The 21,648-nt window shown below is 54.8% G+C and carries 18 protein-coding genes; 7 read left to right on the top strand and 11 right to left on the bottom strand.

Annotated elements, in window-relative coordinates; all coding sequences use genetic code 11:
- Window positions 1–212: 212 nt before the first annotated feature.
- The 4 genes from CYQ09_RS16315 to CYQ09_RS16300 all read right to left on the bottom strand — a co-directional run bounded on the left by CYQ09_RS16315 (window position 213) and on the right by CYQ09_RS16300 (window position 4,032).
- Window positions 213–1,256 (bottom strand): TRAP transporter substrate-binding protein, encoded by a 1,044-nt coding sequence (locus CYQ09_RS16315; RefSeq protein WP_106746460.1) that lies wholly within the window; start codon window positions 1,254–1,256, stop codon window positions 213–215.
- 79 nt (window positions 1,257–1,335) lie between these two features.
- Window positions 1,336–2,505: an NAD(P)/FAD-dependent oxidoreductase gene (locus CYQ09_RS16310; RefSeq protein WP_106746459.1), complete on the bottom strand. Its 1,170-nt coding sequence runs from the start codon at window positions 2,503–2,505 to the stop codon at window positions 1,336–1,338.
- Window positions 2,506–2,829: a 2Fe-2S iron-sulfur cluster-binding protein gene (locus CYQ09_RS16305; protein WP_106746458.1), complete on the bottom strand. Its 324-nt coding sequence runs from the start codon at window positions 2,827–2,829 to the stop codon at window positions 2,506–2,508. It abuts the gene before it with no gap.
- 27 nt (window positions 2,830–2,856) lie between these two features.
- Window positions 2,857–4,032, bottom strand: a complete 1,176-nt coding sequence (locus CYQ09_RS16300; RefSeq protein ID WP_106746457.1) for a cytochrome P450 — start codon at window positions 4,030–4,032, stop codon at window positions 2,857–2,859.
- A gap of 118 nt (window positions 4,033–4,150) precedes the next feature.
- Between CYQ09_RS16300 and CYQ09_RS16295 the strand changes: the two genes are divergently transcribed.
- Window positions 4,151–5,053 carry a LysR family transcriptional regulator gene (locus tag CYQ09_RS16295; RefSeq protein WP_106746456.1) on the top strand — a complete coding sequence of 301 codons (903 nt, stop codon included), beginning with the start codon at window positions 4,151–4,153 and terminating at the stop codon, window positions 5,051–5,053.
- A 3-nt stretch (window positions 5,054–5,056) separates the two neighbouring features.
- On the opposite strand, the gene CYQ09_RS16290 is transcribed toward CYQ09_RS16295, so the two are convergent.
- The gene (locus CYQ09_RS16290) at window positions 5,057–6,256 is read right to left on the bottom strand and encodes an ROK family transcriptional regulator (RefSeq protein ID WP_106746566.1); all 1,200 of its coding nucleotides are present in this window, start codon (window positions 6,254–6,256) and stop codon (window positions 5,057–5,059) included.
- 182 nt (window positions 6,257–6,438) lie between these two features.
- Between CYQ09_RS16290 and CYQ09_RS16285 the strand changes: the two genes are divergently transcribed.
- The 6 genes from CYQ09_RS16285 (at window position 6,439) to cynS (ending at window position 13,005) form a co-directional block, all read left to right on the top strand.
- Window positions 6,439–7,458, top strand: a complete 1,020-nt coding sequence (locus CYQ09_RS16285; RefSeq protein ID WP_106746455.1) for a sugar ABC transporter substrate-binding protein — start codon at window positions 6,439–6,441, stop codon at window positions 7,456–7,458.
- Window positions 7,459–7,554: 96 nt separating this feature from the next.
- On the top strand, window positions 7,555–8,622 hold the full coding sequence (locus CYQ09_RS16280) for an ABC transporter permease (RefSeq protein WP_106746454.1): 1,068 nt from the start codon (window positions 7,555–7,557) through the stop codon (window positions 8,620–8,622).
- The gene (locus CYQ09_RS16275) at window positions 8,622–9,386 is read left to right on the top strand and encodes an ATP-binding cassette domain-containing protein (protein ID WP_204353976.1); all 765 of its coding nucleotides are present in this window, start codon (window positions 8,622–8,624) and stop codon (window positions 9,384–9,386) included. The genes CYQ09_RS16280 and CYQ09_RS16275 overlap by 1 nt, the downstream gene beginning before the upstream one ends.
- Before the next feature lie 497 nt (window positions 9,387–9,883).
- A complete protein-coding gene (locus CYQ09_RS16270; protein ID WP_106746453.1) occupies window positions 9,884–10,735 on the top strand; it encodes a formate/nitrite transporter family protein in 852 nt (283 codons plus the stop codon).
- A gap of 61 nt (window positions 10,736–10,796) precedes the next feature.
- On the top strand, window positions 10,797–12,515 hold the full coding sequence (locus CYQ09_RS16265) for a bifunctional protein-serine/threonine kinase/phosphatase (RefSeq protein ID WP_106746452.1): 1,719 nt from the start codon (window positions 10,797–10,799) through the stop codon (window positions 12,513–12,515).
- A 22-nt stretch (window positions 12,516–12,537) separates the two neighbouring features.
- Window positions 12,538–13,005: a cyanase gene (gene cynS / locus CYQ09_RS16260; protein ID WP_106746451.1), complete on the top strand. Its 468-nt coding sequence runs from the start codon at window positions 12,538–12,540 to the stop codon at window positions 13,003–13,005.
- Between the two features lie 215 nt (window positions 13,006–13,220).
- On the opposite strand, the gene CYQ09_RS16255 is transcribed toward cynS, so the two are convergent.
- The 6 genes from CYQ09_RS16255 to CYQ09_RS16230 are packed head-to-tail and all read right to left on the bottom strand — an operon-like array spanning window position 13,221 to window position 21,611.
- Window positions 13,221–14,921 carry an ABC transporter ATP-binding protein gene (locus CYQ09_RS16255; protein WP_106746450.1) on the bottom strand — a complete coding sequence of 567 codons (1,701 nt, stop codon included), beginning with the start codon at window positions 14,919–14,921 and terminating at the stop codon, window positions 13,221–13,223.
- Between the two features lie 21 nt (window positions 14,922–14,942).
- On the bottom strand, window positions 14,943–15,716 hold the full coding sequence (locus CYQ09_RS16250) for an ABC transporter ATP-binding protein (RefSeq protein ID WP_106746449.1): 774 nt from the start codon (window positions 15,714–15,716) through the stop codon (window positions 14,943–14,945).
- Entirely contained in the window at window positions 15,713–17,668 is a 1,956-nt protein-coding gene (gene fhuB / locus CYQ09_RS16245) for a Fe(3+)-hydroxamate ABC transporter permease FhuB (protein WP_106746448.1), read from the bottom strand. Before fhuB ends, CYQ09_RS16250 begins: the two co-directional genes overlap by 4 nt.
- Window positions 17,665–18,546, bottom strand: coding sequence for an iron-siderophore ABC transporter substrate-binding protein (locus tag CYQ09_RS16240; RefSeq protein ID WP_239495980.1), 882 nt, complete (start codon window positions 18,544–18,546; stop codon window positions 17,665–17,667). Before CYQ09_RS16240 ends, fhuB begins: the two co-directional genes overlap by 4 nt.
- Window positions 18,540–20,654, bottom strand: coding sequence for a TonB-dependent siderophore receptor (locus tag CYQ09_RS16235; RefSeq protein WP_106746446.1), 2,115 nt, complete (start codon window positions 20,652–20,654; stop codon window positions 18,540–18,542). The genes CYQ09_RS16240 and CYQ09_RS16235 overlap by 7 nt, the downstream gene beginning before the upstream one ends.
- Before the next feature lie 45 nt (window positions 20,655–20,699).
- A complete protein-coding gene (locus tag CYQ09_RS16230; RefSeq protein ID WP_106746445.1) occupies window positions 20,700–21,611 on the bottom strand; it encodes an AraC family transcriptional regulator in 912 nt (303 codons plus the stop codon).
- Window positions 21,612–21,648: the final 37 nt, after the last annotated feature.

The following is a 21,648-nucleotide window of genomic DNA, read 5'->3' as shown; positions in this document are numbered from 1 at the left end:
ACCCAATTGCGCTGTGTTTTCAGTATAATAGTTTCAAAGCGCTATCAATCATTACAAAACTGAAATGAAATTGGGTGATGCAAGATACACACGCCGGATTTAGTGAGGCGTAAATTACGTCAGGTTAAATCGTGCCGGGGCATGATTCGGCATTTTTAGAATTGGGTAGATGACGCGCAAAGGCATGTCATAAACGCGCGCCATCCAATTGCTTATCCAGCGTCAAGCAGCTCATTCGCCCGAGCAAGGACCGCGGCACCGTCGTGGTCAAAGCCGTTCAGCTTTTCGATCCATTCCGCATGCACGGGTTCAGCGATTTCGCGCCATGCCGCAATTTCTTCAGCTGCAATTTCGCCGATCGTGTTACCTTGCGCTTCAACGGCTGCTTTGCCTCTGGTTTCGAACTCATCAAACTGGCGTCCGATACGCTGCGACAATGCCGCGCCTGAGTGCGCGTCGATAACCCCACGCAGATCGTCCGACATGCCCTCATAGGCAGCTTGGTTCATCAGCATTGCAAATGTGTTCGCGTACAGCCCACGTGACGCAGGCGCTGGTGCAGAAGTAAAACCTGTCAGCTCTTGCAGTTTAAACGCTGGAACGATCTCATATGGTAGACAGCATCCGTCGATCACACCGCTCGATAGCCCGACGACCATCTCGGTTACTGGGAAGAACACCGTTTCCGCACCCAATAATTCAAGCATCTTACCAGTTGCTTGGTTCGGTGCGCGCAGTTTTAGGCCACGCAGGTCGTCCGCAGTCTGGATCAACCCGTTGCGGGTATGCAGCTTACCACCGTCATGTGTATGAAATGCCAGCGTCTTGATCCCGGCATAGTCATCTTGGCCGAACTCGTCCATCAACGTGTGCATCACCACCGATGTCTTTTCGGCGTTGGTTACCATGAATGGCAGCGCAAGCGTTTCTGCTATCGGGAACCGGTCAGGTGTGTAGACTGGTAAGGTCCACGAGATATCGCAAATTCCCTGACGTACCTGATCAGGCAATTGCGGCGGCTTGCCACCAAGCTGCATCGACGGAAACAACTGAACGTCAATTGCTCCATTCGATGCCTCACGTATTTCATCCGCCCATGGCACAAAGAACTGCGAGTTCATTGGCGCCGGTGCGGGCAGCATGGAATGCAAACGCAGCGTGACTTCGGCGGCATTTACACGGCTCAAAAGCGCGGGCGTCGCAAGCGCGGCCCCCGCGCCAGCCAGCACGGCTCTTCTTTTTAGGTTTTGTTTCATCGTTTCCTCCCTGGGTGTTGTCCGGCACTCCTCCTGCCGGGTATATGCGCACGTTTTTTGGGCGCTTATGCGGATTACATCATACCAGAACCTCTGCTGGGGTGATGTTAAATTGTTGCCGGGTCAGCGGCACGCCGCTCGCCATGCCTTTGCGTGCGGTCATATGAGCCTTGGCGTTATTGATCGTTTCAACTGCAGTGATGCGCGAGCCACAAAACCTTAACACGGTTCCATCGGCCAATTCCTCTGCAGTGTCAGTTGGACCTGCTAGACCAGCGATCTGCAGCTTCCAATCTGCTTGATCAGACCAGAACCACGGGACGGCGCGGTAAGGCGTATCAGCCCCCTTGGCGATACGCTTTGCAATCATTCGGGCGTGGTCGGTCGCGGCCTGAACGCTTTCCAGCCGAATACTTCGGCCCGTCACCGGATCAGGGAATGCAGCGCAATCGCCCAGCGCCGAGATTACAGGGTCAGACGTGACAAGCATTTCATCAACGACAATGCCATTGTCGACTTGAAGGCCAGCAAGTTTGGCTAACTCGACGTTCGGAACAACACCTGCGGCAAGCAGCGTCAGATCAGAATCGATCCGCCGTCCCGATGCCAAAGTAAAACCTGCTGCATCAATCTCAGCGACACCATCACTCAAGAGAATATCGGTGCCCATTTCCCGGTGCTTTTCGGCGAACCTTGCTGACATGGGCTCCGATACCGCACGCGCCATCAAACGGGGGGCAGCTTCGGCCACTGTCACGCTATGGCCTAGTTCGCGTGCAACTGCCGCGAATTCCAACCCGATAAATCCGCCCCCGATCACGCCAACACGCACTCCATTGACCAAAGACGCTTTGATCGCGCTCGCATCATGAAGCGTCCGCAAGCCCACAGCATGTTCAAGCCCAGCGATCTGGGGGCGAAGGTTGCGTGCACCTGTTGCGATAATCAGATGATCATAAGCAATCTGTTCGCCGTCTATCTCGACCCGGGCATTCGCCCGATCAATGGCGCGGACCCAACAGCCCATCCGCAAGTCGATCTTATGCGTCTCAAAAAAGCTATCTGGCCGCAGCGATAGGGCCTGAACTGTCCCACCTTTGAGATAAGCCTTGGACAGCGGAGGGCGTTGATACGGGTGGCCCGGTTCATCGCCGATCAGTAGGATTTCACCATCAAACCCTTCTTGCCGAAGGCTTGCCGCGGCCTGAAACCCGCCTTGGCCAGCACCGATGATGACAACGCGTTCCATCTAAGCCAGCTCAGACGGAAGACGCACGACCAACCCATCAAGGGCATCGGTGACTTTGATCTGACAAGTCAGCCGAGAAGCATCAGTTACTTCGGTTTCGGCGCAGTCCAGCATATCGTCTTCGCCATCACTTTTATCGCCAGTTTTCTCTGCCCATTTATCGTCGATATAACAGTGACAGGTTGCGCACATCATCGCCCCGCCACATTCAGCAAAGATGCCTTCGATATTATTGTTGAGCGCAGTCTGCATCACGCTGTCGCCCAAAGTTGCCTGCACGGTCTGCGCCGCACCATCGGGTTGAATGAATGTAATCGACACCATCTTGTGCCCTTTCGTAAATGCCTGCGGTTAGTCCAAATAGATCGGTAGGTTGAGCGGTCCGCGAAATCCGAACCCGCTCCAAACGACATCTTCGGGGTTTCGAAGTTGCATGTTGGGAAACCGATCAAACAACAGCGGCAGCATGATATGCCCCAACGTCCGGCGCGCGATTTGCGCACCTGCGCAGTGATGCGGCCCACTGCCGAATGATTGATGGGGATGCTTTTCGCGAAACACGTTAAAGCTTTCTCCGTCGTCAAATATCGCCTCGTCGCGGTTCGCGGATGCCTGAATGGTCATGACGGTTTCGGCTTTGGGTACCACAACATCGCCGATCTGAATTTCTTGGGTCGTGCGGCGGCCAGAAACCTGAATGGGGGCAACCCACCGGATCCCTTCCTCAAAAGCGTCCATCCACGCCTCTTGGCGTTTCACCTCTTCCAACTGGTCTGGGTTGGTCAGCAATCCGTAGACAATCGTTGCCAAGGCATCACGCGGTTCGTTGATGCCGCCACCGATCGCGATTTTAATGTTGGCGTACATCTGGCTAAGCGGAATAGGATTCTTCGCGCGCAACATCACCGAAAACGCAGAGTTATTCGGCTCTGACTGATGGCGCTGCGCAATCTTTTCGAACAGCGCGTTCATCTCGACGTTTGCCGCGTCGGATGCTTCAAACAACTGTGGGTCACGGCCAAAGTTTCCGGCACCGTCGATCAGCCGCTGCGACCAGCGTTGCATTTCTTCGTCGGTCGCATCCTCTAGGCCCAGCATATGCGCAAGAATGCGTGCAGCAACGGGACCACATAGTTCAGAGAACAGATCAACCGTTTCACCACGCGGAAGGCGCGACACGTATTCGTTGACGATTTTTTCGTAAAGCGCCGCCCAATCAGAGCGAATAACCTTAGGCGAAAACGAAGGCTGCATCGCCATACGTTCAGCGCGATGTTCTGCACCATCCTTGCGCATCAAAGTATGCGCCTGAAACGCAGGTTTCATCGGAGTCATCGGATCATCCGAGCTAAAAATATCGGGGTTTTCTTTGATCCATTTGGTGTGCTCTGCCGTGGTAACAAAAATACGGTTCGTCTGTGCCACACGGACCACCGGAGTTTGCGCACGCATCTGTTTGTAGATCGGATATGGATCATGGGTGAGATCGGCCAACGTGACCGTCTCGTTAACTGGAATATCCAACATGACTTTGTTCCCCCCGTCGTCACCTCCCCTCCCAAGGTGGTGCTTTGACATGGAACCCTTTACCGCAGTATCAATCAATACGATGGTATAGATATTTAGGATCGGAATTTCAGATACGATGACGAAATCATTCGACCCACTCGCCGTCGACTTTCGTGCACTCGAGGTTCTGATCAGCGTCTATCGCCATAACTCGTTTACGCGGGCGGCCGAAGATCTTGAAATCAACCAATCCGTTGTAAGCTACACTATCGAAAAGCTGCGCGGTGTGTTCAGCGACCCACTATTCGCCCGCGAGGGTCGTAGCCTCATCGCTACCCCGCGTTGCGAAGAAGCCGTAACCGAAGCGATTGAACTTGTGCAGCGCTTCACCCAATTGACCGCCGCCCAAGACTTTGACCCAAAAGAAAGTGCAGGGACGATCACCATCGCCTGCAATTACTACGAACGGGTTTTGATTATTCCGCGCGTGGTCCACGCAATCCAAAAACAAGCGCCCAATCTAAAGATCGAAATTGTTGATTCATCGTATCTGGGCCACGACCGCCTGCTCCGGATGGAAGCTGATCTGTTGATCGGCCCGTTCCAGAAACTGGGCGCGGCGTTTTACGGACGCAAGCTGTATGATGATCGATATGTGTGCGTGATGGATCCCGAACACCCGCTTGCTGAAACGACGTTGACGTTGGACCAATACCTGCCGCTTGACCACATCTACATCACCTACGGCGGCAAATGGAAATCACGCTATATGCAGGTGATTGAACAAGAAGGGCACGCCGTTTCAATCGCGATCAAGGTGCCAAGCCCCGCAGGCATTCAAAGCCTTATCGCGGGAACCAACCTTGTTGCGACTGTTCCCGAACGCCTATCGCGTGAAATTGGTAAAGGGTTGCGGATTACACCATGCCCAGTGCCGACACCGATTGATATCCAACTCGTCTGGACAACGCGCACACTGAATTCGCCCATGCATAAATGGGTCCGCGATCTAATCGTTCAGCAATGCCGCCTGCTTTGACACTTAGCCGACAGATAGCCCCGCATTCGTATCAAGCAAGAACTGCGAAAAAATCGGTCCGCTCGCCGCGCCCAGCGCACGTGCATTCCCGCCAATCGTCCCGCTTTCGATTACCGGCGGGATCAGCCCGCGCGTATCTTGGTTCGAAATATAGCGGCGCACGCGCTCAACAAGATCAGCCCTGATTTCACCTGGAAAAGATCCGTCAATTAAGATGGCTTCGAAATCAATCACCGCGCACGTCGACAGACTCGCTTTGGCCAGCTCTTGGGCAGTTTGACCCAACCAAGGCTCGACGTAGCGCATGATTTTCGACCAGTCTTGCGGATTTTGCCAAATCATAGCGGGGTCAAGATCGACCTCTTCCAATCGTGTTTCAAGCAGATGAATCGATGCCATATCAACCAACTGCTTACTTTCTCCGTGCAGGCCGATGCTGCGCAGTGAACCCAGCGCCCCCGCGTTACCTTGGCGGCCAGCGACCACAGAATGGTTCAACACGATGCCGCCACCGATAAATGCGCCCACAAAGAAATACGCGTAGTCTGCAAAGTTCTTGCCCCGGCCATAAACATGTTCGGCCTGACAGGCGGCAGTCGCATCATTCACCAATGAAACAGGTAAATTGCTAAATGTCGCGATTTGCGCGGGGATGTTGATGTCCTTCCATGACAAAAACGCAGGTGACGGTTCACCAACTAGCTCATCCCAGTTCCACATCTCGAATGGTGCAGCGATGCCTAGCCCGCAAATACGTTTGGCAATGCCCGGTGGCAAAGCGCTCGATATCTCGGACATTCCTTTTGATAAAAATCCGAACACCTCTTCTGGGGTTGGAAATGTATAACTGATGTGGCGTTGTTCACGGACTTGTCCCGTAAAGTCCATAAGCAATAGATCAGCCGAGCGGCGCCCTATCTTAAGCCCGAACGAAAGCACTCCGTCGGGTGAAAGCCGCATTGGCACCGAAGGTTTTCCCACCTTACCGCGTGTCGGTTCACCCCTAACAAGCAGACCGTCAGTTTCAAGTCGCTTTAGAATTGCTGAAACAGTAGGAGGTGAAAGCGATGACAGTTTAGCAAGATCGCTACCCGGCATTTCACCGTGGCGCTGGAGCAAAGATAGCAAAAGCCGTTCATTGTGGTTGCGCACGCCTCTTTGACTTAGGCCTGCACCGAACGATTTTATTACTGTGTGCTCCATCCCAGCCTTCATAGTATGCTCTCCCACAGGAAGGAATACATGAATTCGATTAATAAATAAAGTTAACTAATTAATTGACAGTCGCGCAAAAATCGCGTTGTTTGTTCGCATTCACTTCGATCCGTTCGAAGCGAGGAGGTCGGGGGATACCCCATTTTATACAGAGTTTCTGGGAGGAAATCATGAAAAAGCTTCTTATCGGTACAGCGCTGGCTGCCATCACATCAGCAAGTGGCGCGATGGCTGCGGGCCACGGCACATCTGCATGCCTTATCACGAAAACCGACACAAACCCGTTCTTTGTGAAGATGCGCGAAGGCGCTGAAGCCGCAGCAGAAGCTGCCGGCATCACTCTACGCTCTTATGCAGGTAAGGTTGACGGCGACCACGAAACACAAGTTGCGGCGATCGAAACATGCATCGCTGATGGCGCTTCTGGTATCTTGATCACAGCTTCTGACACATCTTCTATTGTTGGCGCAGTGACCCAAGCGCGCGACGCGGGCCTGCTGGTTATCGCTTTGGATACGCCGCTTGACCCAATCGACGCGGCAGACGCAACATTCGCGACTGACAACTTTCTTGCGGGTGAATTGATCGGTCAATGGGCCGCTGCGACCCTAGGTGATGATGCCGCAAACGCGCGCATTGCTATGCTTGACCTTGCGGTTAGCCAGCCAACTGTTGGTGTTCTACGCGACCAAGGTTTCTTGCAAGGCTTTGGCATTGATCTAGGCGACCCAAACAAATGGGGCGACGAAACCGATCCACGTATCGTCGGTAACGACATCACTGCCGGTAACGAAGAAGGCGGTCGCAAGGCTATGGAAAACCTGCTCGCGGTCAATCCATCAGTAAATGTTGTCTACACAATTAACGAACCAGCCGCCGCTGGCGCATATGAGGCGCTGAAATCATTCGGCCGTGAAGATGACGTGCTTATCGTTTCCGTCGATGGCGGCTGCCCTGGCGTGCAAAACGTTGCTGACGGCGTGATCGGCGCGACTTCGCAGCAGTACCCACTGTTGATGGCATCCAAAGGTATCGAAGCGATTGTTGCTTATGCAGCCGACGGTACGCTGCCAGAAAATACACCCGGCAAGAACTTCTTTGATACTGGCGTTGCGCTTGTCACTGATCAGCCCGCTGACGGTGTCGAAAGCATCTCTGTCGCTGAAGGCACGGATTTGTGCTGGGGCTAAATCTAGTCTGAGCTAAATATACGGGGGCGAGCAAACTGCTTGCCCTCGTTTGTCTATGCCACGCCACCAAAATAGATCTAAAAAGGGGAAATCATTATGTCGGGGGATGCTGACAATTTTGAAGCCGCGGTAAAGGCAAAGGGTGCCGAAGCCGTCGCGGAGTTTAAAGATACGCGCAAGGGCGTTCTTGCAACGATCCAACACGCGTTACATGTGAACCCGGCGCTTGTGCCGTTGTTTGTTTTGGTCGCTTCAATCATCGGTTTTGGCCTGCTGCTTGGGTCCAAGTTCTTTTCGCCATTTGCGCTGACGCTGATCCTACAACAGGTTCAAATCGTCGGTATTGTGGCTGCAGCCCAAAGCCTTGTTATTTTAACTGCTGGCATCGATCTATCTGTTGGAGCGATCATGGTGCTGTCGTCCGTGGTAATGGGGCAATTCACGTTCCGCTATGGAATCCCCGTAGAGATATCGATCACGCTTGGCCTGATCACCGGTATGGTTTGTGGTTACATCAATGGCTGGCTTGTTGCTGTGATGAAACTCCCCCCTTTCATCGTTACGCTTGGTATGTGGCAAATCGTACTGGCAAGTAACTTTCTTTACTCAGCCAACGAAACAATCCGTGCCCAAGAAATCGAAGCAAACGCGCCACTGTTGCAGCTGTTTGCAACCAAATTTCAAGTTGGCGGCGCAGTTTTGACCATCGGCGTTATCTTTATGGTCCTTTTAATGCTTTTGCTGACCTATGTTCTTAAGCAAACCGCGTGGGGCCGTCATGTGTATGCTGTCGGGGATGACCCTGACGCGGCACAACTGTCAGGCGTGAACGTGCGCCGCACACTGATCTCTGTTTACGTCCTTTCTGGTTTGATCTGCGGGTTTGCAGGTTGGGCACTGATTGGGCGGATCGGGTCTGTTTCCCCAACCTCTGGCCAACTGGCCAACATTGAATCCATTACTGCTGTTGTGATTGGTGGCATTTCACTGTTCGGCGGTCGCGGTTCTATCCTTGGTGCGCTGTTTGGCGCGCTTATCGTTGGGGTGTTTACGCTTGGCCTACGGCTTGCCGGGGCAGACGCACAGTGGACCTATCTACTGATTGGTGTGCTTATCATTGCGGCCGTTGCCGTGGACCAATGGATCAGAAAGGTATCTGCGTAATGGAACCCATTCTCAAAGCTCGTGGACTGGTCAAACGCTACGGTAAAGTGACTGCTTTGGATCACTGTGATTTTGATCTCTATCCCGGCGAAATTCTCGCCGTGATCGGGGACAACGGCGCCGGAAAATCCTCCCTGATTAAAGCGATTTCCGGTGCTGTTGTGCCTGACGAAGGCGAAGTCGAACTGGAAGGGCGCAAAGTACGCTTTACGTCGCCGACCGATGCACGCAAGGAAGGCATCGAAACCGTCTATCAGACGCTCGCCATGTCCCCTGCCCTGTCTATCGCGGACAACATGTTCATGGGACGCGAACTGCGCAAACCGGGGTTCCGCGGCAAATGGCTACGCCAGTTAGACCGCCCCCGCATGGAAAAGATGGCCCGCGATAAGCTAACCGAACTTGGCCTGATGACAATCCAGAACATCAACCAAGCCGTGGAAACGCTTTCGGGCGGTCAGCGCCAAGGCGTTGCCGTGGCCCGTGCCGCCGCATTTGGGTCGAAGGTTATTATCTTGGACGAGCCAACTGCAGCCCTTGGGGTCAAGGAATCGCGGCGGGTGCTCGAACTCATCCTTGATGTGCGTGCGCGTGGCATTCCGATCATTTTGATCAGTCACAACATGCCGCACGTGTTCGAGGTCGCAGACCGGATCCACGTACACCGGCTGGGCAAGCGGCTATGTGTGATCGACCCCAAAGACTACACGATGTCCGATGCAGTAGCGTTTATGACCGGTGCGAAAGACGCTCCTACCCAATAAAATAAAGACGCACGGGGCCTTTTGGGTTCCGTGCGTCTTTATTTCCCGCCAAATCACGTTCTTAGCTGCGCACAATTTCTACCGGTTTATCAAAAATAGTGATTAATCTTATTGCAGGTTGATAATTTAGCGCATTTTTCGTGCAACTTATTCTGCCACGCATAGTCAAATCCTTGCAACGCAGCAGCACCGCCCCGTACAATTTTTCCTAAGAGGCGCGGGCAGGATCGTCCGCGACACGTCGCAATGGCGCGGCACAATTCAGATATATCAGCAGTGATGCTGTGCAGTTTGTTTCACCGAAAGTATGTTCGGCGTTCAAAGTATCTTTGTTTTATGAACCGCGCTGATCCCGCGGACGAATATCTTTCACATTATAAGAGTAAACTGTCCGCCCGCTTTCCTGGCTCATACGATCCACAGGAAAATTGATCCAATTTCATAACTCCGCCTGCCAGCAGGCGTGTGTTTTTCTCCCCTCCCGAAAGGTTTCGAAAATGTCGTATATCCAACCAAAGGAATTCGCGTCGAAGATGGTCGACGCAGGCGAATCCAAGATATTCATGGCGACCAAAGACACGCTGATCCGTTCTTATATGGCGGGTGCGATCCTTGCTCTCGCGGCGGCGTTCGCGGTGACCATCGCCGTGAACACCGGGAACTTTCTTGTCGCTTCGCTGCTTTTCCCTGTTGGCTTTTGCATGCTTTACCTGATGGGGTTTGATTTGCTGACAGGGGTGTTCACGCTTGCACCGCTGGCCGTTATCGCCAAACGTCCCGGTTGCACATGGAAAGGTGTATTTCGCAACTGGGGGCTCGTGTTTTGCGGTAACTTCGCAGGTGCGATGACCACCGCCGTGTTTATGGCCATCATATTTACGATGGGCTTTAGCCAAGAACCAAATGATGTAGGTCAAAGGATTGGCCAAATCGGCGAAGCACGTACGTTGGGCTACGCTGCAGCTGGCGGAGCAGGTCTATTGACCGTGTTTATCCGCGCCGTCATGTGTAACTGGATGGTTTCAACCGGCGTCGTGGCCGCTATGATGTCCAGCTCTGTATCGGGCAAGATCATGGCGATGTGGATGCCAATCCTTGTCTTCTTTTACCTTGGCTTCGAGCACTCAATCGTGAACATGTTCCTGTTCCCATCAGGCATCATGTTGGGCGGCGAATTCACGTGGTTTGATTACTTTGCGTACAACGAAATTCCTGTTGTTCTAGGCAATCTAGTTGGCGGTCTAACCTTTGTGGGCGGCATGATTTACATGACCCACTTCCGTGAATCCCCAAAGCGGAATGCCACTGTCGCACGTAACGATGACACGTCATCTATGCCTGCTGAATAAATAACGTCACTGACGTGGAGGCGCGGTTACAAGCTGCGCCTCAAACCGTGGGGAGCGCGCAATGCCAAAGGATATGAAAGCCACCGATACCTTAGGCGTTTCGATTGGCCAATATTCTTCTACCGGCCGCAAATCCGAAAACCAAGACTTTCACGGCGCGCTGATCCCAGTGGGGGCGGCGCTTGCACTTAAAGGCGTCACGTTGGCTGTGGCCGACGGAATTTCATCCAGCGACGTCAGTGCCGAAGCCTCTGAGATCGCCGTAAAGTCGCTTTTAGTAGATTATTACGCGACCTCTGACGCATGGACAGTTAAGACATCAGCGCTTCAGGTGATAGCGGCGACAAATGCTTGGCTTCACGGGCAAAACAGCACGGTGCCTGACATCAATGCTGGCCGGGTATGCACCCTGTCCACGTTAATCCTAAAGGGACGCGAAGGACACATTCTGCACGTTGGAGACAGCCGCGTGCAGCGCTTGTCAGGAACCAGCCTAGAGCCACTGACTGACGATCACCGTATAACGGTTTCCCCTGAACGAAGCTTTCTCGCCCGTGCATTAGGTGCAGAACCCGAAGTCAAAGTCGACTACCGTCGTGTTCCGCTTAGCAAGGGTGACATATTTTTGCTAACGACCGATGGTGTGCACGACGTGATCGAAGGGTGTGACGTTAACAGTATCCTGCAAGAAGCCGCAGACCTTGATAGCGCTGCGAAAAAGATTGCCGATCTCGCTTTTGATCGCGCGAGTGACGACAACCTGACAGTTCAAATCTTGCGTGTGGATCAACTGCCTGCGCCCGGTGCTAATTTGCAACTGGAAGCGACCCAGCTGCCGATTCCGCCGCTGCCGGATACAGGCGATATCATTGATGGGTTTCGGATTGTACGATCACTTCACGCGACGGCCCGCAGCCATGTCTACCTTGCTATCGCTCTGTCAGGAATGCGCGTCGCGCTCAAAATTCCTGCGACTGAAACAGCGCAGGATGGGTCCTATCTAAACCGCTTTATGCTAGAAGAATGGATCGCACGGCGATTGTCTTCGCCCCATGTTCTAAGCGCGGCCATGGTTCCCGAACATCGCAGCGCGCTATACGTAGTCACGGAATACGTCGAGGGCGCAACGCTACGTCAGTGGATGACCGACAATCCCAAACCTAGCCTAGATCAGGTTCGCGGGATCATCACTCAGATCGCAACAGGGCTACGCGCATTTCATCGCCGCGAGATGATCCACCAAGATATTCGTCCCGAAAACATCATGATCGACAGCGACGGCACCGTCAAAATCATCGACTTTGGGTCCGCATCTGTCGCGGGGATAGAAGAGGCCGCACCGGGAACATTGGGGGAATTACCAGGCACGTATCAATACACCGCCCCTGAATACCTATCAGGCGACGCGATCAGTTGGCGATCTGACCAATACGCATTGGGCGTCATCGCCTATGAAATGCTTTCGGGCCGCCTGCCCTACGGCACCCAAGTCGCTCGGATCCGTTCACGACGCGATCAAATGGCACTTCGTTACCAAGCTGCACGCGATGAATACACCGGCGTGCCAGATTGGATGGACGCCGCGCTACGCAAAATGCTGCACCCAGATCCGATTAAACGTTACGACGCGCTGACTGAATGCGTGGCGGACTTAAAGCGCCCTAGCAATTCGTGGACCTCTGCCCACCAGCGCCCCCTGATGGAACGCAACCCTCTGCGTTTCTGGCAAGGTTTATGCGCAATCTTGGCATTATTGTGCATCATCCTTGCCGCCAGATAACCCCGCAACAGGAGACAATAAAATGAAAGACCAGCTCACGACATCCACTCTCGACAAAGAAGACGTGACCGCATTGATTATCGCCGCCAAGAAAGAGCTGGGGCAAACTTGGGAAGGTATTGCCGCAAGCATTGGCATGTCACCCGTTTGGACCCATTCGGCATGCATGGGCATGAATGCAATGTCAGCCGAAAAAGCGCAGGCTCTTGTTTCACTGCTTCAACTTCCACCAGAAGCGGTTACAGTCTTAGAAGAAAGCCCCACAAAGGTTTGGTCGCAAACCGTCCCAACCGACCCATGCATCTATCGGCTGTATGAAATCGTAGGTGTGTACGGCCCAACGATCAAAGCACTGATCCACGAAGAATTCGGCGACGGTATCATGTCAGCGATTGATTTTGATATGCAAGTCACTCGCGAACCTCATGAAAAAGGAGACCGTGTGAAAATTGAAATGTCTGGCAAATATCTGGGCTACAATGCTTGGTAATGCACTTTTGGCACCAAATTGCGCGTAACTCTGCGGGTTCGCATATTCGAAACAGCGCCATTATATCTTTCTCATATCGGAATTTGATGCAGTATTCTGCCCTTACGCAAATATACGCCTGACTGATTGGTCAGGCGCTACATTTATACGACTGCAAAGTCGCGCCACTCTGGCCCGGCGGGAACCTGATTTGTTGTGGTGTATCGTATGTTTTTCTAGCCTAACATTGCAAAATAGGCGGATTGTCGTGCGACCAGTTCGTCGTGGGTTCCTATTTCAACGATTTTACCCGCGTCGATGACTACGATCCTGTCGGCGTGCCGGATTGTGTCTAGCCGGTGGGCGATGATTAGCGTGGTTCGTCCGACGGCAAGCCTTGCGAGTTCGGCCTGTACTTCGCGTTCGGTGCTACGGTCCAGCGCCGAGGTGGCCTCGTCCAGCAATAAAACGGGCGGATTGCGCAAGAAGACCCGTGCGATTGCAACCCGTTGGCGTTGTCCGCCCGACAGCATCACGCCGCGTTCGCCGACCATTGTGTCCAACCCTTCGGGCAGGGTCTCGATTAGGGGCTCTAGCCGGGCCTGTTTTACGGCCTCGCGGATTTCTGCGTCGGTTGCATTTAGCCGCCCGTAGGCGATGTTGTCACGCAATGTGCCGCCGAATAGGAACACGTCTTGGGACACCAGCCCCACTTGTTTGCGCAGGGATTCGAGCGTCATTTGCTGTAGCGGAACACCGTCGATCCGGATTTCACCACCGGTTGGGTCGTAGAACCGTGGGATCAACGCCATGAGAGAGGTTTTCCCAGCCCCCGATGGCCCGACAAAGGCGACGGTTTCGCCGGGCTTCACATCTAGCGACACACCATGCAGCACACCGCGGGCGCCGTCATAGCTTAGCTGTACATTGTCGAATGTGATTTCGCCGCGAAGCGCGGGGGCCGGCGTTGCGTCAGCCGCATCGGTAATGTCTGGCTGTTGCGAAAGCAGGTCCAAATAATTGCGAAATCCGGCAATCCCGCGCGGATATGTTTCAACCACGGCTGCGATCTTTTCCAACGGACGAAAGAACACACCGACAAGCAGCAGGAACGCGACGTAGCCCCCAGCGGAAAGACCGCCCTGAAACACATAACCTGCGCCGGCCACCATTACGATGACCTGAACCGCGCGTAGCCCCATGTAGTGTAGCGACGTCAAGGCTGCGATAATGCGGTACGCATCAAGTTTTGTTTTCCGGTAGCGCTGATTATCGCCTTCAAACAAAGCGCGCTCGTGTGTTTCATTGGTGAAAGCTTGGACAACGCGGATGCCACCGATGCTTTCTTCAAGCCGGACATTAAAGGCACCCACGCGCCCATAAATGGCCTGCCAAGTACGTGTCATACGCCCACCGTAAACAGCCAAAAGCCAAACCATGGCCGGTACAATCGCAAGTGTGATGAACGCAAGCGGCGGATGCAGATATAGCATCAACGCGAATGCTCCGGCGAATGTCATCAGCGCGATCAGCACATCTTCGGGGCCGTGGTGAGCGACTTCGCCTATTTCTTCGAGATCACGGGTGACACGCGATACCAGTTTCCCGGTCTCGTTGCGGTCAAACCAGGTCCAGCTAAGCCGCGTGATATGCGCAAAAGCACGGGTACGCATTTCGGTTTCTATATTGATCCCAAGCGTATGCCCCCAATAGATTACCACAGCCATCAATCCAGTATTTACAAGGTAGACCGCAACGAGACCAACAGCGGCAAGCACCGTCATCGCCCAGTTTCCCTGCGGTAGGAGGTAATCGATGAAACCAGCAATCGCGAGCGGGAACACAAGTTCCAGCAGCCCTGATAAGACGGCACAGGATAGATCCAGCCACAAGAGTTTCGTATGTGGGCGGTAATAGGCGAAGAATTTGCGGAGCATGTGGCTGCGTGACCTTCAAACTTAATTGGGATGTGCGATTGGGGTGCCGTCGGCGCGGGAAAGCACCTCCATATTGGCACCATAGATGGATTGCAGTTGCGTCGGGTTCATGAGGTCTGGCGGGGTTCCTTGCATGGCGACCGTCCCGCCGCGTAGCGCGACAATGTGGTCGCAGAACCGTGCTGCCATATTTAGATCGTGTAACACGACGATGATGCTGCGCCCGCTGTCGCGGCTTAGTTTATGCACGAGGTTTAGCACCTCGACCTGATGCACGATATCCAGCGCCGAGATCGGTTCATCAAGCAGCAGGCAATCGGCCTCTTGTGCGATCAACATGGCAAGCCACGCGCGCTGTGCCTCGCCCCCCGAAAGCGTATCAACTCGCCGGTCGGCAAGTCCGTCCAACCCGCAGGCGGTGACGGCTGCATCGATGGCGTTTTGGTCTTCGGGGCCGGGTCGGCCAAGGGGCCCATGCCACGGATACCGCCCAAGTGCCGCGAGTTCGCGCACCAGCAACCCTTCGGCTGGGGGTAGGTGTTGCGGCAAATACGCCAGTCGCCGTGCCAGTTTGCGGGCATTCCAGTCGGGCAGTGCTTGCCCGTGAAAGGCGATGGTGCCGGATGTGGGTGTGATCTGCCGTGCCAGCAGTTTGAGCAGTGTCGACTTGCCAGACCCATTATGCCCGATCAGCCCGGTTACCTTGCCCGCAGGCACTGACAGCTTCACATCGTCCAGCAACGTACGTCCCGGCACGGTGAAGGACAGGTTTTGAATGTCATAAAGCGTGGTCATGCGGGTCTCCGCAGTAATAGCCAGATCAGCCAGGGTGCGCCCAGAAGCGACGCAAACAGGCCAAGCGGCAGGTCATAAGGAAAGCTTGCCATACGTGCGCCGAAGTCGGCGGCAAGCATAAGCAACACGCCGATAAGCATACTGCCAAGCAAGTGATCAGTTGCGCGGGCAAATCCCAGATGCCGCGCCAGATGTGGTGCCATCAACCCAACAAAGCTAAGCGGCCCAACAAGGATAGTCGCAGCCCCAGTGGCAAGCCCGGCAAGAAGGACCATGGCAACCGTCGCCAATCGTACGGGAATGCCAAGCGCGCGCACGACCTCTGGCCCAAGTGGGAGGATCGCCAGCCAACGGCCCAAGAAGAGCGCGCCGATAGTTAATCCGACTAGCAATCCGGCCAATGCCGCCGCCCCAGTACCAGTGAGTGCCGAAGCGGAACCAGACAGCCACGCGAGAATGGCAAAGCTTTTCATTGTGCCTGCGGCCATCAAAAGTGAAAGTACCGATGCCGCAAGCGATGACACGGCAACACCTGCAAGCAACAGCCGCTCTGGTCGTGCATTTCGTCCCAACACACACAGCGTAATTAATGCCAGCGCCAGCGCCCCGCCGACTGTTGCCCCTAGCGTTAACTGGAATGCAGTTGGTGCCGCCGTTAGGAACAACAACCCTGCATATCCCATTGCCGCGCCGCCAGAGACACCCAAGACTTCGGGCGAGGCAAGCGGGTTCGCCGTAAGCCGCTGAAGGATTGCGCCTGAAAGGGCGAGCAGCCCACCAGCGCTTGCCGCGCCAATCAGACGCGGTAGGCGATTGGGCAGGAACAGGGCAAGGCTTTCGCGGTCAAGCAGCGCCCAGCCATCTGGTAGGCGACCGACCATGACAAGGATCACGAGCAAGACGATTGAAAAGACGGCCAATGCCCATAGCATCACGGCAGGGCGTTTGCGCCGTGGTAATGCATCTGAATGCGCAGGGGGCGGAGTTGCGCGAAGGCGCGGCAGTAGCCACAGCAATAGGGGCCCGCCGATCAAACCTGTTACAGCGCCAGTTGGGAACATTTCGCCGCCGGCGCCCGCGATGGTCAGCACAAGCCCATCACAGACCGACAAGAGCAGAGCACCTGCGATTGGTGCCATCCAAAGCACCTGCGCCGGTTTGCGTGCGCCCAATGCCCGAGCGATTGCGGGGGCTGCAAGCCCGACAAAGGCGACTAGTCCAACAGTTGCCGATACGCTTGCCGCCAGTCCACATGCCAAAAGCACCGCCAAACCGCGCACCCACGCGACGTTCAGCCCAAGCGACCGCGCCGTTTCTGACGCTACTCCCAAAACGCTAAGCGGGCGCGCCAAAAGCGCGGCACCGATACCGCCAACGAACAAGGCCACGATCAATGTGAGCGTTGGTCCCCAGCCGGTTTGCACCAATGATCCGCCATTCCAAACGACCAATGAGAATAGATATTGCCCCTGTGCCAGCGTTAACGCCGCCGCAAATGATGACGCGAACAGTGCGACAAGCATACCCGCGATTACCATTGTCACAGGGTGGAATGCGCGGGCGGCACCGATGCCCATCACGATTGTCAGCGCTGCCATCGCGCCGAACATGGCGATGGGCCAACGCCCCCACGCCAGCCATTCGGGGGCCAAAACAGTCACCGCGACCAGCGCCAGTTGCGCCCCTGCGGAAATGCCCAGCGTTGACGGATCCGCAATAGGGTTGCGCAGGACAATCTGCAGCAATGCACCCGAAAGCCCAAGTAATGCCCCAACAAGTAACGCGATAATCCCGCGCGGCATGTGACCATAGGCAAGCAGGATGTGGTCAAAACTAAGTTGTGTAGCGTCAAACGGCGGCAGCGGCCATCCACCCGTCAGCCAAGGCTGCGCGGCAGCTAGCCAAAGCCCAACCGCAAGAAGAAACGAAAGTGGCAGTATAGCGATCTTCATCCGGCGTGCCCTTGGGTTAAGGCGTTGGTCAAAAGCCGTGCGAACCGCAGCCCGGCGGGAAGCCCGCCAAATGGGTTGATGTTGCCGATTGTGGTAAAACGGCCTTGGGCGACTGGCTCTAGCCGGTTCCAAAGTACAGAATTGCGTAGCCCTTGTTCGGCGACGGCGGGGATACCGGACACCGCGATGATGCGCGCGTCAGGCTTTGGTGCAAGCCGTTCAAGCGGGACCGGCGCGGCAAATGAGTATTCGGTGCTGCCATCCCATGCATTTGTCAGACCCAAAAGGGATAGGACGGCGCCAAACATGCTATCTGCGCCGAACGCGCGGAAATGCCGGGGGTCGCCGATTTGGGTGACGTAAACGGGGCGGTCACGAAATGGCGCAAGCGTTTCGCGCATTTGTGCCAGTTCAGCCTGGGCAGAGGCTTCAACCTGATTTGCGGTTTCAGGGATATCAAGCTGCGCGGCCAAACCATGCAATGCCTCGATGGATTTTTGCCAAGGGTCTTTGTCGGCGAAGTAGAAGGTCTGGCTGAACACAGGCGCAATCGCGGAAAGGCGCGGCTCAATATAGCCGTACCATGGCGACGAAAGGATCAGGGTCGGGCGGGTGAGTTGCAAAAGTTCGAAATTTGGTGCGCTGCGTAGCCCCAAATCAACAACCGATCGCGGAAGGTCGGGGGTCACGGCATCTGCGCGAAATCGGATCAGTTCGCAGGCGGCGACGGGAACAATGCCAAGCGCCATAGCGGTTTCAAGCATGGCCCAATCAATGGCCGCAATCCGAGGCGTATCCGCCCGCACAGGAAGCGCGACAGACGCAAGAGCGCCGCACATAAATGCGCGGCGCCCAAAGCTATTATAAGCGTTTACCACTTGTAGGACATACGCGCCTGAACAGTGCGGCCGTCGCCATAGTAGCAGCCGAATGAACCGCAGTTGGCCACATATGCGACGTCAGTCAGGTTGGTGACGTTCAGTGATACTGCGATGTCTTCGGTCACGTCATAGCTTGTCTGAAGATCAAGCAATGTGACGTCTTCCATCTCGTAAGCGTTTGCTGTGTCACCGAAACGTGTGCCGATGTAGCGAATACCACCACCAACGCGCAGACCTTCAAGAGCGCTGTCGTTGCCAAAGCCATAGTTGGCCCAAAGGCTTGCGTTATGCGCGGGTGCGTTTGGCATTTCGTTACCGACGTTGTCGCCCTTGGTCTGCTCTGTTTCGTTCCAAGTGTACTGTCCGCGAATATTCCAGCCGTTGTCCAGATCAACAGAACCTTCCAGCTCTAGACCTTTGGACGTGACTTCGCCGATCTGACGCGTGCCAGCTACGCCGCCTTCTTCGACGTTTGCCGATAGGTTGCTTTGGGTCAGGTCGTAAACCGCAGCAGAGAAGAAGCCGTTAAACGTTGTTGGTTCCCATTTGACGCCCAATTCATATTGTTCGCCTTCGGTTGGCTTCAGCGCATTGCCGTCAATATCGCTTCCGACTTCTGGATCAAACGATGTTGCATAGCTTGCATAAGGTGCAATGCCATTGTCGAACACATAGGATACGCCCACGCGGCCAGTCGTCGCTTCGTCGCTTTGGCTGGCGTCCGATTCACCACCAAAGTTGTTCCAAGATGTGCCAGTCTGCTTGGCGCGATCATGACGCAGCGCCACTGACCCGCGCCAGTTACCTACAGAAATTTCATCTTGTGCATAAACGCCAATTTGATCCATGACCAAATCATCAATTGAGCTGTACCATGGTGCGGTCAAGTTCGCGCCACTGTATTGCGGGTCGGAGTAACTGATGTCGTCAGCGTACATGAAGTCTACGACTTCTTTGACATCGTAGCGTCGGACGTCCAATCCGAAAAGCAGATCATGCGCCGTGTTCCCAGCCCAAACTGAACCTTGAACACGGACATCTAGGTTGTCAGTAACACTTTCTTCGTCTTGAGTACTGCCACCGCGAGAAATTGTGTCGTTATCTGCAGCAACACCTGTCACATAAAATCCGGTGTAGTCCCAGTCAAAACGCTGGTGACGGTAACCAGCATTCAGCGACCAATCTTCGTTCAGATCGTGGCTAAGCTCGAACCCAAGGTTTAACGTTTCACGATCACTATTGTCGTCTGTTGGGTCACCAACATAGAAGCTGCGCAAATCTTCGTCATCTACTTGGCCGATCAAGCCATGTGGTACGCCCGCCGGTGTCAGCGGGTTATCCTTCTGGTAGGATCCGAGAAACTGCAAAGTCGTCGCATCGGTGATATCCCAACGTGTCGCCACGCCCAGATAGCCACGCTGGTTTGTCAGTTCTTCGACATCTTCTTCGCTGTCGCGTGCCACGGCTGTGAAACGTGCTGCAAAGTTGTCGGTGTAGTTATGGTTCCAGTCAACAAAGCCTTCGGTCGCTTTCGGATCACCGACGCCAACGCCAGCTTCTCCAAAGTCGACAAATTGCGCACGTTTCTGGACTTGGTTGATGATGCCACCCGGGATGCCTGAACCATATAGGACGGACGATGGGCCCTTAAGGACTTCGACACGCTCAAGCGAGTAGATCTCAAACGATGGCGCACCAAAGCCGCGCAGGATGCGCAAACCATTGAGGTATTGTGCGCCGGAACCATTGAAGCCGCGAATGGTTGGGCTGTCAAAGCGTGGGTCGGTGCCATAGGGCTGTGCGGTCAGACCGGCAGTATAGCCGAGCGTATCACCCAGTGTTGTTGCGCCTTGGTCCTCGATCTGTTCGCCGGTGATCACAGAAACAGATTGCTGTGTCTCAAGGATGGGCGTGCCTGTTTTGGTCGCGGTTTGTGCGTTCGCGGCAACATAGCCGGGGACTGGATCAGATGGATCGATCTCTCCTTCGAGCTGGATCGAGCCAAGATCGTACAGATCCGCAGTGGATTGGGCGTGAGCGGCCGATGATGAAAGCGCAAAGATGCTGGCGCTAGCCAGCAAAGTAAGCCGAGATGTAAGGGTCATGTGCGTGTCCGAGGTAATTTAATTTCCGACCGTTTAAGTCAGAAATTAACGATTGGCTTGAACCAAACTGTCGTGATTTGTCGGATTCGGGACAAAACGACGCTTTCTCCAATCACCCGGCGTCTGTCCGTGATGGGTTCGGAAGACGCGCGTCAGGTGGGCTTGGTCGGCGAATCCAGCCTCAGCTGCGACGGCGGCCAAGGGGAGTGACAAGTTAGCCATCAGGTCTTGGGCGGTGGCAAGACGCAGAGATGTCAGCCACCTTTGCGGGGTCGTGCCAAGGCTTTGACGGAATGCGCGTGTTAGCCAGCTTTCGGACAGGCCAGCAACTTCGGCCAGCTCAGCGACAGTAATACGCCGATCTAAACTTTGCCGCGCGTAGTGCTCTAGCTTGGTCAGCGTATGCGGTGACAGACCACCGCGCTCGGCCTCTGGCTGCGGCGCAGGAAGTTCGAGGACCTCTGTCATCAGCGCAGAAAACAACCCGTCAGTCATAAGATCAGGGCGCGATGGCATCATCACTTCTTCGGCGATCATACCGGCAAGCGCATTGATCCGGTCTGTGCTTTTCAAAAGCTGTGGTTGTGTGAGCGCAGATGGGGCGACCAGTGTCTGCAACCGCTGCGCAAGTGGTCCTACATCAAGATGCAGGTCAAGGTGGGCGTATGGGCCTTCGCGGTCCAGCTCGCTCCACATTGGGACACCGGCCGGGACATAAAAGACACCCACATCTTGGGTCCATGGCGCATTTTCATGCGTACGAATGCGAAGATCGTTTGCCCCGTCCCCTAAAAACACCACCAACCGCGGATCGGGTGAGCGGTAAAAACCACCGCCACCTGCATCGCCGTGAACATGCCAAACATCCGCAATGATACCCGGCCAGCGACGCCATGACAGCGGACGCAGAGTGCGGATCGCACGTGTCTCGGCAGTCATACGGGGCATAAATGTCATTGCGGGCTCGCTGGAACGGGAGTTCACAACGCCTGCG

Source organism: Yoonia maritima (assembly GCF_002933395.1).
Taxonomy (GTDB): domain Bacteria; phylum Pseudomonadota; class Alphaproteobacteria; order Rhodobacterales; family Rhodobacteraceae; genus Yoonia; species Yoonia maritima_A.
Note: the sequence above shows the minus strand (reverse complement) of the source record. Positions and strands in the feature narration are given on the sequence as shown.

Bases quoted from the DNA above. Each gene is read 5' to 3' on its own strand.
- CYQ09_RS16315 (WP_106746460.1), bottom strand. From the start codon at position 1,256: ATGAAACAAAACCTAAAAAGAAGAGCCGTGCTGGCTGGCGCGGGGGCC.
- CYQ09_RS16310 (WP_106746459.1), bottom strand. From the start codon at position 2,505: ATGGAACGCGTTGTCATCATCGGTGCTGGCCAAGGCGGGTTTCAGGCC.
- CYQ09_RS16305 (WP_106746458.1), bottom strand. From the start codon at position 2,829: ATGGTGTCGATTACATTCATTCAACCCGATGGTGCGGCGCAGACCGTG.
- CYQ09_RS16300 (WP_106746457.1), bottom strand. From the start codon at position 4,032: ATGTTGGATATTCCAGTTAACGAGACGGTCACGTTGGCCGATCTCACC.
- CYQ09_RS16295 (WP_106746456.1), top strand. From the start codon at position 4,151: ATGACGAAATCATTCGACCCACTCGCCGTCGACTTTCGTGCACTCGAG.
- CYQ09_RS16290 (WP_106746566.1), bottom strand. From the start codon at position 6,256: ATGGAGCACACAGTAATAAAATCGTTCGGTGCAGGCCTAAGTCAAAGA.
- CYQ09_RS16285 (WP_106746455.1), top strand. From the start codon at position 6,439: ATGAAAAAGCTTCTTATCGGTACAGCGCTGGCTGCCATCACATCAGCA.
- CYQ09_RS16280 (WP_106746454.1), top strand. From the start codon at position 7,555: ATGTCGGGGGATGCTGACAATTTTGAAGCCGCGGTAAAGGCAAAGGGT.
- CYQ09_RS16275 (WP_204353976.1), top strand. From the start codon at position 8,622: ATGGAACCCATTCTCAAAGCTCGTGGACTGGTCAAACGCTACGGTAAA.
- CYQ09_RS16270 (WP_106746453.1), top strand. From the start codon at position 9,884: ATGTCGTATATCCAACCAAAGGAATTCGCGTCGAAGATGGTCGACGCA.
- CYQ09_RS16265 (WP_106746452.1), top strand. From the start codon at position 10,797: ATGCCAAAGGATATGAAAGCCACCGATACCTTAGGCGTTTCGATTGGC.
- cynS (WP_106746451.1), top strand. From the start codon at position 12,538: ATGAAAGACCAGCTCACGACATCCACTCTCGACAAAGAAGACGTGACC.
- CYQ09_RS16255 (WP_106746450.1), bottom strand. From the start codon at position 14,921: ATGCTCCGCAAATTCTTCGCCTATTACCGCCCACATACGAAACTCTTG.
- CYQ09_RS16250 (WP_106746449.1), bottom strand. From the start codon at position 15,716: ATGACCACGCTTTATGACATTCAAAACCTGTCCTTCACCGTGCCGGGA.
- fhuB (WP_106746448.1), bottom strand. From the start codon at position 17,668: ATGAAGATCGCTATACTGCCACTTTCGTTTCTTCTTGCGGTTGGGCTT.
- CYQ09_RS16235 (WP_106746446.1), bottom strand. From the start codon at position 20,654: ATGACCCTTACATCTCGGCTTACTTTGCTGGCTAGCGCCAGCATCTTT.
- CYQ09_RS16230 (WP_106746445.1), bottom strand. From the start codon at position 21,611: ATGACATTTATGCCCCGTATGACTGCCGAGACACGTGCGATCCGCACT.